At 66.9% G+C, this 12,114-nt stretch carries 11 protein-coding genes, 1 tRNA gene and 1 pseudogene; 7 read left to right on the top strand and 6 right to left on the bottom strand.

The features are described 5' to 3' along the window. Window positions 1-266: 266 nt before the first annotated feature. Window positions 267-2,006, bottom strand: coding sequence for a DUF5635 domain-containing protein (locus tag OKJ99_RS38995; RefSeq protein ID WP_326023171.1), 1,740 nt, complete (start codon window positions 2,004-2,006; stop codon window positions 267-269). 594 nt (window positions 2,007-2,600) lie between these two features. On the opposite strand from OKJ99_RS38995, the gene OKJ99_RS39000 reads away from it, so the two are divergent. The 3 genes and pseudogenes from OKJ99_RS39000 (at window position 2,601) to OKJ99_RS39010 (ending at window position 3,882) form a co-directional block, all read left to right on the top strand. Beyond that, window positions 2,601-2,894, top strand: coding sequence for a hypothetical protein (locus tag OKJ99_RS39000; RefSeq protein ID WP_326023172.1), 294 nt, complete (start codon window positions 2,601-2,603; stop codon window positions 2,892-2,894). 15 nt (window positions 2,895-2,909) lie between these two features. Next, window positions 2,910-3,350 carry a transposase gene (locus OKJ99_RS39005; RefSeq protein ID WP_326023173.1) on the top strand — a complete coding sequence of 147 codons (441 nt, stop codon included), beginning with the start codon at window positions 2,910-2,912 and terminating at the stop codon, window positions 3,348-3,350. Continuing rightward, window positions 3,340-3,882: pseudogene (locus OKJ99_RS39010) on the top strand (plasmid pRiA4b ORF-3 family protein). The gene OKJ99_RS39005 and the pseudogene OKJ99_RS39010 overlap by 11 nt, the downstream one beginning before the upstream one ends. Window positions 3,883-4,139: 257 nt before the next feature. Here OKJ99_RS39010 and OKJ99_RS39015 read toward each other — a convergent pair. Both OKJ99_RS39015 and OKJ99_RS39020 read right to left on the bottom strand, forming a co-directional pair. Further along, window positions 4,140-4,213 (bottom strand) — tRNA-Pro (locus tag OKJ99_RS39015). A gap of 128 nt (window positions 4,214-4,341) precedes the next feature. Further along, entirely contained in the window at window positions 4,342-5,283 is a 942-nt protein-coding gene (locus OKJ99_RS39020; protein WP_326023174.1) for a metallophosphoesterase, read from the bottom strand. A 76-nt stretch (window positions 5,284-5,359) separates the two neighbouring features. Between OKJ99_RS39020 and OKJ99_RS39025 the strand changes: the two genes are divergently transcribed. Continuing rightward, window positions 5,360-5,824, top strand: coding sequence for a GatB/YqeY domain-containing protein (locus OKJ99_RS39025; protein WP_326023175.1), 465 nt, complete (start codon window positions 5,360-5,362; stop codon window positions 5,822-5,824). Between the two features lie 153 nt (window positions 5,825-5,977). On the opposite strand, the gene OKJ99_RS39030 is transcribed toward OKJ99_RS39025, so the two are convergent. Further along, the gene (locus OKJ99_RS39030) at window positions 5,978-8,218 is read right to left on the bottom strand and encodes a transglycosylase domain-containing protein (RefSeq protein WP_326023176.1); all 2,241 of its coding nucleotides are present in this window, start codon (window positions 8,216-8,218) and stop codon (window positions 5,978-5,980) included. Window positions 8,219-8,668: 450 nt separating this feature from the next. Here OKJ99_RS39030 and OKJ99_RS39035 point away from each other — a divergent pair, with 450 nt between their 5' ends. Further along, entirely contained in the window at window positions 8,669-9,013 is a 345-nt protein-coding gene (locus tag OKJ99_RS39035; RefSeq protein WP_266711459.1) for a WhiB family transcriptional regulator, read from the top strand. Window positions 9,014-9,070: 57 nt separating this feature from the next. Here OKJ99_RS39035 and OKJ99_RS39040 read toward each other — a convergent pair whose 3' ends face one another. Together OKJ99_RS39040 and OKJ99_RS39045 are read right to left on the bottom strand one after the other, a co-directional pair. Beyond that, window positions 9,071-10,345 carry an ArsA family ATPase gene (locus OKJ99_RS39040; RefSeq protein WP_326023177.1) on the bottom strand — a complete coding sequence of 425 codons (1,275 nt, stop codon included), beginning with the start codon at window positions 10,343-10,345 and terminating at the stop codon, window positions 9,071-9,073. After that, complete coding sequence (locus tag OKJ99_RS39045; RefSeq protein WP_326023178.1) at window positions 10,342-11,334, bottom strand: ArsA family ATPase; 993 nt, start codon at window positions 11,332-11,334, stop codon at window positions 10,342-10,344. Before OKJ99_RS39045 ends, OKJ99_RS39040 begins: the two co-directional genes overlap by 4 nt. 85 nt (window positions 11,335-11,419) lie before the next feature. Between OKJ99_RS39045 and OKJ99_RS39050 the strand changes: the two genes are divergently transcribed. Both OKJ99_RS39050 and OKJ99_RS39055 read left to right on the top strand, forming a co-directional pair. After that, window positions 11,420-11,584, top strand: a complete 165-nt coding sequence (locus tag OKJ99_RS39050) for a DUF4177 domain-containing protein (RefSeq protein ID WP_326023179.1) — start codon at window positions 11,420-11,422, stop codon at window positions 11,582-11,584. After that, on the top strand, window positions 11,581-12,054 hold the full coding sequence (locus tag OKJ99_RS39055; protein WP_326023180.1) for a RidA family protein: 474 nt from the start codon (window positions 11,581-11,583) through the stop codon (window positions 12,052-12,054). Before OKJ99_RS39050 ends, OKJ99_RS39055 begins: the two co-directional genes overlap by 4 nt. Window positions 12,055-12,114 lie beyond the last annotated feature (60 nt).

Genomic DNA, 12,114 nt, shown 5'->3' on the forward strand with positions numbered 1-12,114 from the left:
TCCAACAGCCCCACGACTGACGGCATCCGCGGCCTCCCCGGGAGCGATGACACGACAGGCCACCACTCCCACAACACAGCCACCCCTATGCCTGACCAGCCAAAACACCGCCCTCAGGTTCGGAACGACAACAACCACTCAGCTGTCTGGGTGGCGGGATTTGAACCCACGACCTCTTCGTCCCGAAGCAATCCGGCAGCTATTCCCTTGCCCTGCATCGAGATCTGTGGATGGCATCAGACCTGCGCGAGTGAGCGCTCGGGACGTCACACAGTGCTGTCTGGTGTCTGCTTCAGACCAGGCCCAGCGATGAAGTGAGAGTTACGGCCTGCTCCTTCACCGCGGATCAGTAGGCCATCCCGCTCCAAGCGCTCAAGTTGGCCACGTGCCCCCGTCGTGGTTAGTCCGGTGAGTAGGGCGTGGTCGCCTGAGGTGTAACGGTCGTGGATTGACAGCCACTTACGAGACACCGCTTCGGCGCCCGTGATGTCGGGTTTGATATAAGGAAGTACGCCGCGTCGTCGAAGTTCGTCACGGTCGGCAACAGCCTCAAGAGCTGCGACCGCAGCGTCTGAGAGAACCCAAACGTCCTTGTAGTGGGCTAGCAGTGGTTCGTCGCCTACTAGGCATTCAGCTGCTGCCTCCAAGGCTTCGGCTGTCTCGTCTGAGCTTCTTTGGAGAACCCCGGTAAGGCGCTCAGCTGTGACGAATGGCTCCCTCAGCAGTGTGTAGACGATGAGGGCCACCCTTACGTCTCGCTGCCGAATGTTGGGCTGGATGCGAGTTACGAGGTTCATCACGGGCAGGACGGGACGCCCCCCAGTGAGCCGTACCCGTACCCGGGGACCCTCCTCCTCGACCAACACTGGTGGCCGATGCCCCAGGGTGACCATGTCGCGGTACATGCGATCGACCCCGAGGCCCTGCTTCTCGACAAGGTGGAGAGCACGGAAGAGATCAGCTAGAGCGGGATATCGGGCGTAACGCTGCGTAAGCACATTGCCAGCGTTCATTCCTCCGACGAAGCCACCAGGGCTGACGACCTGCACTGCTGAGTCGGCATCAATCCAGGTGATCACGACTGGATCAGGCTGCATCCAATCCCGATGAACCACTCCGTTCAGGACGGCTTCTCGGACGGCCCCCTCTGGAAGCCGACGCACAGAGGTGACAGCGAAGCCCTGCCGGCCTTCAAGGCGTAGAGAGGTGTTCAAGGCGTCCAGTCGGTCCTCGACAGCAGCAACCTGCTCTAGGAGGCTCAATCCAGAGAGGTCGAGCGGGGGCAGCAGGACGTCTCCGCCCTCGACATCGATGGCTGACAGGGAGAGGTAGGTTCTGTCGGCGGGGCAGAAAGTCAGCGCTCCTGCCTGCGATAGTTTGCCGTCTGGGCGCAGTACGCCAAGTGAATTCAGCAGGTCGCGGACGGAGGCGCTGCGAGGGGTTGCTCCGGGACCGCTAGATGAGGAGAGGTAGCGCTGGGCAGCAGCGACGGCACCTGGTGAGACTTCAAGGTACGTGTGATCAGTGACCGCTGCCATAGGATCGTGGCCCGTCACGTTTTGGCGATGCAACCACCACTCTGCACGGTCGACAGGCTCGCAGTGGCCGCCTGCACGCCATCGGATCCGCCCCTTGAGGTCTTCGACCGGTTCCCTCGCCTCAGCCGCATATACGACGAGCAGCCGCATGCCGTCGACTGTGACCGCTTCGACAGCTGGTGCGAGACCCACACGCTCATAGATGCGGTGACGAAGCCAGTCTTCTTCAAGAGCGGCCCCGAGGAAACGCCCGGTCGAGTCCTCCACGCCGACGATCAAAGCCCCACCACCTGGCGTGTTCGCGAGGCATGCCACCTCACTGGCGAGCTGATCTGCGGCCGCCAGGTTCTGAGGCTTACCAGGCAGCAGGACACCGCCAGCGCCTCGTCGGCCGGCCTCTTCTTTGCAGTCGACGTGTTGGCGTTCAGCCTCATCAGGTAGTACGCCAGCATGCAGCTTGGCAAGCACCGCATCCACTTGCGTTCGCAGGCGAGCGCGTGCCGTAACAAGGTCTGACTCGGGACTGAAGGGCAACATCAGCGTGCCTCGCGACCTCTCGTTGCACTTTAGGGGCTGGCTAAAGTAAAGCACCTTCTAATCGAGGGGCCATGTGTTGCTCTTTAGAGACTCACCGGCTCTGTGGGGTGGGCCCTGCGCGTGAGCTGCGCCGGTGTTGGTTCGGTAAGAGGCAGAGCCTGCTAGGCGCAGCCTGCTGGTCATGTCACTGGTGCTTGAGTCTGGGCCCCACGAGGAATGCCCGCCTAGCCCAGTTGCATGATGGCTGCTACTCGCGAAAGGGGCTTCCCCGCCGGCCTACCTACAAGGGCAGTCTGGGTCTGGCGCTGCCTTGGGGAACATGTCAGGCGCGATGTCGAGGGCGGTGCCGATGTTGGACGGCCTGTCCCGTACCTCGTACGGCCTTCGTCCCATTCCCACCGTCTCATGCGGAGACTGCGACACGGAGAAGGCGCTCATGGACAAGCGCACGGGCAACGTTGGCGGAACGCCGAGATCTTGCTGATTAGCATCCGGCGGTCCCATCGACCAGGCCCAATGGGAGGCATGAAGATCGGGGAGCGCTGGGCCTATCGGACCAAGTCGAAGGAACTGGGCGGTGCCCTGCGTTGGGTGGAGATCGTCCGGGTGGGCGCCTCCGGCAGGTCAGGAATCCACGTGCGGTTCCCGGACGGTGATGAGGCCGGACTGCAGGAGTTGCAGGAGTGGCTCAGCGTAGGCTGTCTGGTCGAACTCTGGTCTGATGTCGACGGTTTCCGTGCGGATGACATGGCGGAGCTGGCCCTGGCCGAGGCGTCGAGTTGGTACGGGGGAGCGCCGTGTTCGATGCGGCGCGGATGATTCTGGGCTTCCGCCGTGCCGGCTGTGCACACCGGACAGGTCGTCGTGGAGGAACTGCCACGCAATGACTCCGCGCACTTCATCCGATTCCTGGCCCGCCTGGAGCGGTGCGTCCTGGCCGACCTGACCATCCATCTGGTCCTGGACAACGGCTCCTCGCACACCTCCGAAGCCACCCGGGCCTGGTTGAAGCGGCATCCGCGGATCGTGGCGCACTACACCCCCAAGCACGCCTCCTGGCTGAACCAGGTCGAGATCTACTTCTCCCTGTTGGCCCGCGCCGTCCTGCGACACGGCGATTTCGCCTCCCGTACCGACCTGCTGGACAAGGTCACCGACTTCGCCATCGTCCACAACGAGACGGCCTGCCCGTTCCGTTGGAACTACGATGGTCGGCCCCGCCAGACTGAGGACGACGATGCCGTCGCTGCGAAGGAACCGTGCCATGCCCGCTGACTCTGTCCTGCAGATCAAGGTCACCCTGGCCGACATTCGCCCGCCGATCTGGCGGCGGCTGCAGGTGCCGGCCGACCTCACGCTCGAACGCCTGCACCTGGTGATCCAGACGGCGATGGGCTGGGAGAACTGCCACATACACCTTTTCCAGACCTCGGCCGGGGACTACGGGCACCGGGACAGTGAGCTCGGTCACCGCGACGAACGCAAGGTCCCGCTCTACTCAGTCGCGCCCGCCGTCGGGGACAAGATCACCTACACCTACGACTTCGGTGACAACTGAGTCCACCGCATCGAAGTGGAAAAGGTGCTGCTCAAAGAATCGGGCACCGCCTATCCGCACTGCGTGACTGGGCGTCACACCTGCCCGCCCGAGGACTGCGGCGGCACATGGGGCAACGCGAACTCCATCGAGGCCATCACCGATCCTGGACACGAAGGGCACGCCGAACTCCTGGAGTGGGCCGGCGGCGCCATCGACCCCGACCAGTTCAACGTCGAGGACATCAACAAACGCCTTGCCGCCCGATAACCATCCGCGGAACTTCTGCGGCGCAGCACTAGTTCCCCGGACGGCTCGAACCGTTGTGCCGGGACGACCCGCCGCCGCCAGTGATATACGCGGCGGTGGCCCTCCGGCTTCGGCACGTAGACGGGCGCTCGACCCGGCTCAGAGCGGGGAGCCAGATTCCGGGGTCGGCTCCCCGATGGCTCCCAAGATAGGTTCGTAAACCACTCAGGGGCCTGACCCGCGATGCGGATCAGGCCCCTGACTTGGTGTTTCAGCTGTCGGGGTGGCGGGATTTGAACCCACGACCTCTTCGTCCCGAACGAAGCGCGCTGCCAAGCTGCGCCACACCCCGATGTCGTTGTTCCGTCTCCTGCAGTCCTGCAGGTCGCGGCGACGTCGTTTACTTTAGCGGACTGTCGGCCTGAGACGAAATCCGGTTTTCGGAAGGTCCCGTGCGCAGGGGCTCAGGGGCTCAGGGGCTCAGGGGGCCGCAGGCGCCAGCGTCAGCAGAGTCGCCTCGGGCGGGCAGGCGAAGCGGACCGGGGTGTAGCGGTTGGTGCCGCAGCCCGCCGAGACGTGGAGGTAGGACGTGTTCCCCTCCGCCTCGTGCGTGGACAGGCCCTTCACGCGGTCCGTGTCCAGGTCACAGTTGGTGACGAGGGCCCCGTAGAAGGGGATGCAGAGCTGGCCGCCGTGGGTGTGGCCCGCGAGGACCAGCGGGTAGCCGTCCGCGGTGAAGGCGTCCAGGGTGCGCAGGTACGGGGCGTGCACCACGCCCATCGAGAAGTCGGGACCCGCCACCGGGCCGCCGGCCACCTCCGCGTACCGGTCGCGCTTGATGTGCGGGTCGTCCAGGCCGGTGAGGCCGATCTCCACGCCCGCCACCTTCAGCGCGCCCCGCGTGTTCGTGAGGTTCTGCCAGCCCGCCGCGTCGAAGCCGTCGCGCAGGTCCTCCCACGGGTTGTGGATGGCGCCGACGATGGGCGCGTTGCCGTTCAGGCCGTGCTTGCCCGAGATCTGCTGCTTCAGGTAGCGGGCCGGGTTGAGGAGCTTGGGGCCGTAGTAGTCGTTGGACCCGAAGACGTACGCGCCGGGGAACTCCATCAGTGGGCCGAGCGCGTCGAGGACCTCGGGGACGCCCTCCGTGTCGGAGAGGTTGTCGCCCGTGTTGATGACGAAGTCGGGGCGCAGACCGGCCAGCGACTGCAGCCAGCGGCGCTTCTTGTTCTGCCCGCTCACCATGTGGATGTCGGAGACCTGCAGCACCCGCATCGGGCGCATTCCCGCAGGCAGGACGGGGATCGTGACCCGTCGCAGGCGGAAGGAGCGGGCTTCGAAGCCCGCCGAGTAGATCAGCCCGGCGGCGCCCGCCGCCGCGATGCCTGCCGTCACCTTCAGGGGAATCCCGTATCGAGCGCGCATGCTCCCATCGTGTCAGACGGGCAGCGCGGCGGAAATCGGCGGGCGTTGGGGTTCCGGTACCTGCGACAATCACGTCATGACCACGCTCAAGTCGAAGTTGCAGGACGACCTCAACGCCGCGATCAGGGAGCGCGATGAGCTGCGCTCCTCGACGCTCCGGCTGACCCTCTCCGCGATCACCAATCAGGAAGTCGCGGGCACGGAGAAGCGTGAGCTGAGCGACGACGAGGTGCAGAAGGTGATCGCCAAGGAGGCGAAGAAGCGCCGCGAGGCGGCCGAGGCCTTCGAGAAGGCGGGCCGCGCCGAGTCCGCGAGCCGTGAGGAGGCGGAGGGCGTGGTGCTCGCCGAGTACCTGCCGCAGCAGCTGTCCGACGCCGAGCTGGAGCAGATCGTCGCGCAGGCGGTCGAGGAGGCGAAGGCGGCCGGCGCCGAGGGGCCGAGGGCCATGGGCCAGGTCATGAAGATCGTGAAGCCGAAGGTCGCGGACCGCGCCGAGGGCGGCCGGGTGGCCTCCACGGTCAAGCGGCTGCTCGCGGGCTGACCACCGATACGAAGCACCGCTCGCTACGAAGCACCGCTCGCTACGAAGCACCGCTCGCTACGAAGCACCGATACGAGCCACCGCTACGAACCACGGAGAGGGCGCACCCCGCGCGGGGTGCGCCCTCTCCGTCGTGTCAGGGGTGCGAAGGCCTCAGCGGCCCCAACCGCCCCCGTGTCCGTTCCCGTTCCCGTTGTTGCCCCCGATGAGGTCCGGCGGGATCGAGATGTCGGGCAGCGGGTCGGCGTCGCCGTTGCCCCCGTCGTCCCCGGGCTCGGGCTTCTTGCCCTTGTCCCTGCCCTTGTCCTTCTTCTTGTCCGGGTCCGGGATGTTCACCTTGTTGAAGGTGGGCGCGTCCTTGCCGGACAGTGCGCCGTTCATCGCGTCGCGCCAGATCGGGCCCGGCGTGTCGGCGCCGAAGACCTTGGGGTGGAACTCGCCGCCGATGGTGATGTTGGTCATCTCGACGGCCTGCGAGGCGCTGCCGACCCAGACGGCGCCGGACAGGTTCGGCGTGTAGCCGGCGAACCAGGCGTTCTTACGGCCGTCGGTGGTACCGGTCTTACCGGCGTTGTCCCGGCCGGTGAGGCCGGCCGTCTTGCCCGTACCGGAGTCGACCACGCCACTGAGCAGCGTATTGATCTTGTCGGCGGTCGACTTCGACATCGCCCGCGAGCACTTCGACTTCGGCACGGAGAGCGCCTTGCCGTTGGGGTCGGTGATCGCGTCGATGGCGACGGGCGTGCAGTACGTGCCGCGGTTGGCGAACGCCGCGTACGCGGTGGCCATCGTCAGCGGCGAGAGACCCGTCGAGCCGAGGGTCATGGACGAGGGCACCTCGTCGACCTTCTTGCCGTTGCCCTGCACCACGCCCAGCTTGTCGGTCATCTTCACGACCGGGCACATGCCGATGTCGCCGATCATCTGCACGAAGTACGTGTTGATGGACTTGGCCATCGCCTCCTTGAGGCGGTACGGGCCGACCTCCGACTCGTTCTCGTTCTCCAGCTTGTAGCCGCCGTCGTTGACCCACGGCTTGCCGCTGCACGTCTGGACGCGGCTCGGGTACGGCATTTGGTAGGGCGCCGGGTACTGCTGCGTCACCGGCGTGCCCTTCTCCAGGGCCGCGGCCGCCACGAACGGCTTGAACGTCGAACCGGTCGGGAAGCCGAGGTTGGAGCCGCCATCCCGGTAGTTGACCGAGTAGTTCATCTCCGACTCGTTCTTGCTCGCGTCGGAGCCGTACGGCTTGGACTGGCCCATGCCGAGGACCTTGCCGGTGCCCGGTTCGACGAACGCGCCCGCCGCGTCGACCTTGTCCGACTGGTAGACGTGCCGCTTGACCGACTCCTGCACGGAGTCCTGCGTCTGCGGGTCGAGCGTCGTCTTCACCGTCAGGCCGCCGCGGTTCCAGACCTTGGCGCGGTCCTCGGACGTCTTGCCGAAGGCCGGGTTGTTGAGGAAGGAGTTCCTGACGTAGTTGCAGAAGAACGCCGCGCCGCGATCCGCGGTGATGCACCCGTTCTGCGGCCGACTGACCTTCAGGCCGATCGGCGTCTTCTTGGCCTTGGCGGCCTCGGCCTGCGTGATGTCGTGCGTCTCGGCCATCCGCTGCAGCACGATGTTGCGCCGCTTCTTCCCCTCGGCCTCGTCGTTGACGGGGTCGTAGCGGCTGGGCGACTGCACGATGCCGGCGAGCATCGCCGACTCCTGGATGTTCAGGTCCTTGGCCGGCTTGGAGAAGTAGCGCTGGGCCGCGGCCTCGACGCCGTAGGCCTGCTGCCCGAAGTACGTGATGTTCAGGTAGTTGTTGAGGATCTTCTTCTTGCCGACCTCGTTCTCCACCTGGATCGCGTACTTCAGCTCCTTGACCTTGCGGCCGATGGTCTGCTGAGTCGCCTGCGCCAGCTTGGTCGGGTCGTCGCCCGCCTCTTCCATGAAGACGTTCTTCACGTACTGCTGGGTGAGGGTGGAGGCGCCCTGCGAGACGCCGCCGTTCTGCGCGTTGGCGTTGATCGCGCGCAGGATGCCCTTGGCGTCGACGGCGCCGTGCTCGTAGAACCGCGAGTCCTCGATCGCGACGATCGCCTTCTGCATATAGGGCGAGATGTCGTCGAGCTTCACGACCGTGCGGTCGCGCGAGTAGACGGTCGCGATCTTCCCGCCCTCGTTGTCCAGGATCGTGGTGCGCTGGCTCAGCGGCGGGGTCTTCAACGTCGCCGGGATCTCGTCGAACCCCTCGACCGAGCCCTTGGCCGCGAGGCCGAGCGCGCCTGCCGCGGGCAGGGCGATCCCCGCCAGCACGGCTCCGGCGAGCACGCTGACTCCGAGGAACTTGGCGGCCTGTTGGGCCGGCGACAGACCGCCGCCACCGCCTGAGCGCTTCTTTCCCATACGGGGCAGCCTACGTGTCGATTCTCCGGACAGCCGTATATGCCTTGGCCTAAGCTGCACTCAACTGTCACAGCAGTGCGGTCTCGTATCAAGATGCGGGACGATCCCGAATCGTTCCCGGTACGTATGAAGTGCCTCTTGTAGTCATTCCCGGGCCCTTTCGCGGAGCTTCGCGTAGGGCTCAGGGGGTGTCCGAATTCGCCTTGTGTGTCACTCGACGCCCGTTGTGACTCAAGTGAACTGTCCCGGTTTGCCGGGGTTGTTACGCATGTCCTCCGGTCACTCCGTCGGGTGATCTGCCGCTTACGCATAGTCCGTTCGGACCATTCAAGATTGGGCCCGAAGGGGGTGTTGCGCTGTGCCCACCTTCCGTAACGTCCTCAACTGGCGGCGGTGAATATGCCGCTGCCGCCGTGGGGGAGCCTCGATTCGGGAGAGGACGGCGCCGGTATGGGCTGGGTAGTCGACTGGAGTGCGCAGGCGGCCTGCCGCACTACCGATCCGGACGAACTGTTCGTTCAAGGAGCAGCGCAGAACCGGGCGAAGGCGGTGTGCACGGGATGCCCCGTGCGGACCGAGTGCCTGGCGGACGCGCTGGACAATCGCGTCGAGTTCGGCGTGTGGGGTGGCATGACGGAACGGGAGCGTCGCGCGTTGCTGCGCAGGCGTCCGACGGTCACTTCATGGCGCACGCTGCTTGAGACGGCGCGTACGGAGTACGAGCGCGGCGCGGGCCTGCTGCCCGTGGAGCTGGAGAACGACGAGACGTACGAGAGGTACGCGGCCGTCGGATAGTCGGCGCGCGCACCACCGTCCTTCGGAACTGTCCGTCGGACCACGGAGACGTACGGCTCACGCTCCGGCCGGAGTGCCACCGGCCGCGAGCCGCTCTCCGATGTCCCTGAGGCCCGTCAGGTCGTGTACGTCACCGGGCAGGGCCGCGACCTCGGTCACGGCGACCTCGGGATGCAGCGCGGTGAAGCGGTCACGCGTGCGCTGTTCGCGCGCGACCATCTGCATGCGCTCCGCGTGCAACCGCAGCAGTCCCGCGGTCAGTTGCTCAATGCCGGGTTCGGCCGTGGGGTCGGCCTCGGATGCCTCGGGGGATGCCTCGGGGGATGTCTCGGGGGGTGCCTCGGGAGTGGCACGATCCTGTTCCTTCCCGCCCGCCTGATCCACAATGCCGCGCTCGTCAAGATTTTCTGCGGCGGCAAGCGCCCGCTCAGCCGAAAGCCGGCTCGCGCCGCTGCCGTGCACCCGGTTCAGTACGAGCCCGGCCAGCGGCATCTTCTCGGCCGCCAGCCGCTCCACGAAGTACGCGGCCTCGCGCAGCGCGTCCCGCTCGGGCGCGGCGACCACGAGGAACGCGGTGCCGGGCGCCTGCAACAGCTTGTACGTGGCGTCCGCGCGCGTACGGAAGCCGCCGAACGTCGTGTCCATCGCGGCCACGAACGTCTGCACGTCGCGCAGGAGTTGACCGCCGAGCAGCTTGCCGAGCGTGCCGGTCATCATCGACATGCCGACGTTCAGGAACTTCATGCCCGCGCGGCCACCGACCTTCGCGGGCGCCATGAGCAGCCGGATCAGCTTCCCGTCGAGGAAGGATCCGAGCCGGGTGGGCGCGTCCAGGAAGTCGAGCGCGGAGCGCGAGGGCGGGGTGTCGACGACGATCAGGTCCCACTCGTCGCGCGAGCGCAGCTGGCCCAGCTTCTCCATCGCCATGTACTCCTGCGTGCCCGCGAAGCCCGCAGAAAGCGACTGGTAGAAGGGGTTGCCCAGGATCGCCTTCGCGCGCTCCTCGTCCGCGTGCGCCTCGACGATCTCGTCGAAGGTGCGCTTCATGTCGAGCATCATCGCGTGCAGCTCGCCGCCCGAGCCGTTGTCGATGTCCTTCACCCGGCGCGGGGTGTTGTCCAGCGAGTCGATGCCCATGGACTGGGCGAGCCTGCGGGCGGGGTCGATGGTGAGGACGACGACCTTGCGGCCGCGCTCGGCGGCGCGCAGCCCGAGGGCGGCGGCCGTGGTGGTCTTGCCGACGCCGCCGCTGCCGCAGCACACCACGATGCGGGTCTGCGGGTCGTCGAGCAGCGGGTCCACGTCGAGCGTGCCCTCAGGGGTCAGCGTCATGAAAGGCGTCCCGTCCTCGATGCGGTTCCCTGAATCCCTTGCTGTCGCAGTTCCTCGGCGAGTGTGTAGAGCCCGGAGAGGTCCAGGCCCTCGGTGAGCAGCGGCAGTTCGTGCAGCGGCAGGTCCGCCTCGGCGAGCTGGTCGCGCTGGGCGCGCTCCAGGGCATAGCGCTCGGCGTACTCCCCGGCCTGCGCGAGCAGCGGGCCGACGAGCCGCTTGGCGCTGCCGAGCCCGGCGGCCGCCAGGGCCTCGGTGACCGCGGGGCGGACCCCGCCGTCGGAGGCCAGTGCCAGGGCGGGTTCCCCGAGAAGCGCGGGTCGCACCATGTTCACCATGATCCGTCCGACGGGCAGCTTCGCGGCGCGCAGCTCGGCGACCCCGTCGAGGGTCTCCTGCACCGGCATCTCCTCAAGGAGGGTGACCAAGTGCACCGCGGTCTCACGGGACTTGAGGACCCGCATCACCGCCTGCGCCTGATTGTGTATCGGGCCCATCTTGGCGAGCCCCGCCACCTCGTCGTTCACGTTGAGGAACCGGGTGATGCGGCCGGTGGGCGGCGCGTCCATCACCACGTAGTCGTAGATGTAGCGCCCCTGCTTGTCCTTGCGGCGGACCGCTTCGCAGGCCTTGCCCGTCAGGAGTACGTCCCGCAGGCCCGGCGCGACGGTCGTCGCGAAGTCGATCGCGCCCAGCTTCTTCAGGGCGCGGCCCGCGCCGCCCAGCTTGTAGAACATCTGGAGGTAGTCCAGAAGCGCCAGTTCGGGATCGATGGCCAGCGCGAACACCTCCCCTCCACCGGGCGCGACGGCGATCTTCCGCTCCTCGTAGGGGAGCGCCTCCGTCTCGAAGAGTTGTGCGATGCCCTGTCTGCCCTCCACCTCCACGAGGAGAGTGCGCTTTCCCTCGGTCGCGAGGGCGAGCGCGAGTGCAGCGGCGACCGTGGTCTTTCCGGTCCCGCCCTTGCCGCTGACGACCTGGAGCCTGCTCACGTATTCGAGCCTAACCAGTAGGTCGGACATCCACGCAGCAGCCTCCGGAACGCTTCGGCCATGTCCGGCGGATACAGTCGGGCCCATGGCAATGAAGTGGGAATACGCGACCGTGCCGCTCCTCGTGCACGCGACGAAGCAGATCCTGGACACCTGGGGCGAGGACGGCTGGGAGCTGGTCCAGGTCGTGCCGGGGCCGAACAACCCCGAGCAGCTGGTGGCTTACCTGAAGCGCGAGAAGCAGGCGTGAGCGGCGTCGTCGACGCGCGGCTCGCCGAGCTCGGCCTGACGCTGCCGCCGGTGGTCCCTCCGGTCGCCGCGTACCAGCCGGCCGTGCAGTCCGGCGTGTACGTGTACACGGCGGGGCAGCTGCCCATGGTCGACGGCAAGCTGCCGCTGACCGGCAAGGTCGGCGACGAGGTCACCGACGAGCAGGCCAAGGACCTGGCCCGCACCTGCGCGCTGAACGCGCTCGCGGCGGTCAAATCCGTCGCCGGTGACCTGGACCGCATCGCGCGTGTCGTGAAGGTCGTCGGCTTCGTGGCCTCCGCCACCGACTTCACCGGCCAGCCCGGCGTCATCAACGGCGCGAGCGAGCTGCTCGGCGAGGTCCTCGGCGAGAAGGGCGTGCACGCGCGCAGCGCCGTGGGCGTGGCCGTGCTGCCGCTGGACGCGCCGGTCGAGGTCGAGATCCAGGTGGAGCTGACCTCCGAGGCCTGAGCTGCCGTTCTTGCACGAGAGGCCGTCCACGATCTTCGTCGTGGGCGGCCTCTCGAACAT

This window comes from Streptomyces endophyticus (genome assembly GCF_035798155.1).
GTDB classification, from domain to species: Bacteria; Actinomycetota; Actinomycetes; order Streptomycetales; family Streptomycetaceae; genus Streptomyces; species Streptomyces endophyticus.

Excerpts from the sequence above, each read along its gene's own strand:
- OKJ99_RS39000 (WP_326023172.1), top strand. The coding sequence starts at position 2,601 with ATGAAGATCGGGGAGCGCTGGGCCTATCGGACCAAGTCGAAGGAACTG.
- OKJ99_RS39020 (WP_326023174.1), bottom strand. The coding sequence starts at position 5,283 with ATGCGCGCTCGATACGGGATTCCCCTGAAGGTGACGGCAGGCATCGCG.
- OKJ99_RS39025 (WP_326023175.1), top strand. The coding sequence starts at position 5,360 with ATGACCACGCTCAAGTCGAAGTTGCAGGACGACCTCAACGCCGCGATC.
- OKJ99_RS39030 (WP_326023176.1), bottom strand. The coding sequence starts at position 8,218 with ATGGGAAAGAAGCGCTCAGGCGGTGGCGGCGGTCTGTCGCCGGCCCAA.
- OKJ99_RS39035 (WP_266711459.1), top strand. The coding sequence starts at position 8,669 with ATGGGCTGGGTAGTCGACTGGAGTGCGCAGGCGGCCTGCCGCACTACC.
- OKJ99_RS39040 (WP_326023177.1), bottom strand. The coding sequence starts at position 10,345 with ATGACGCTGACCCCTGAGGGCACGCTCGACGTGGACCCGCTGCTCGAC.
- OKJ99_RS39050 (WP_326023179.1), top strand. The coding sequence starts at position 11,420 with ATGGCAATGAAGTGGGAATACGCGACCGTGCCGCTCCTCGTGCACGCG.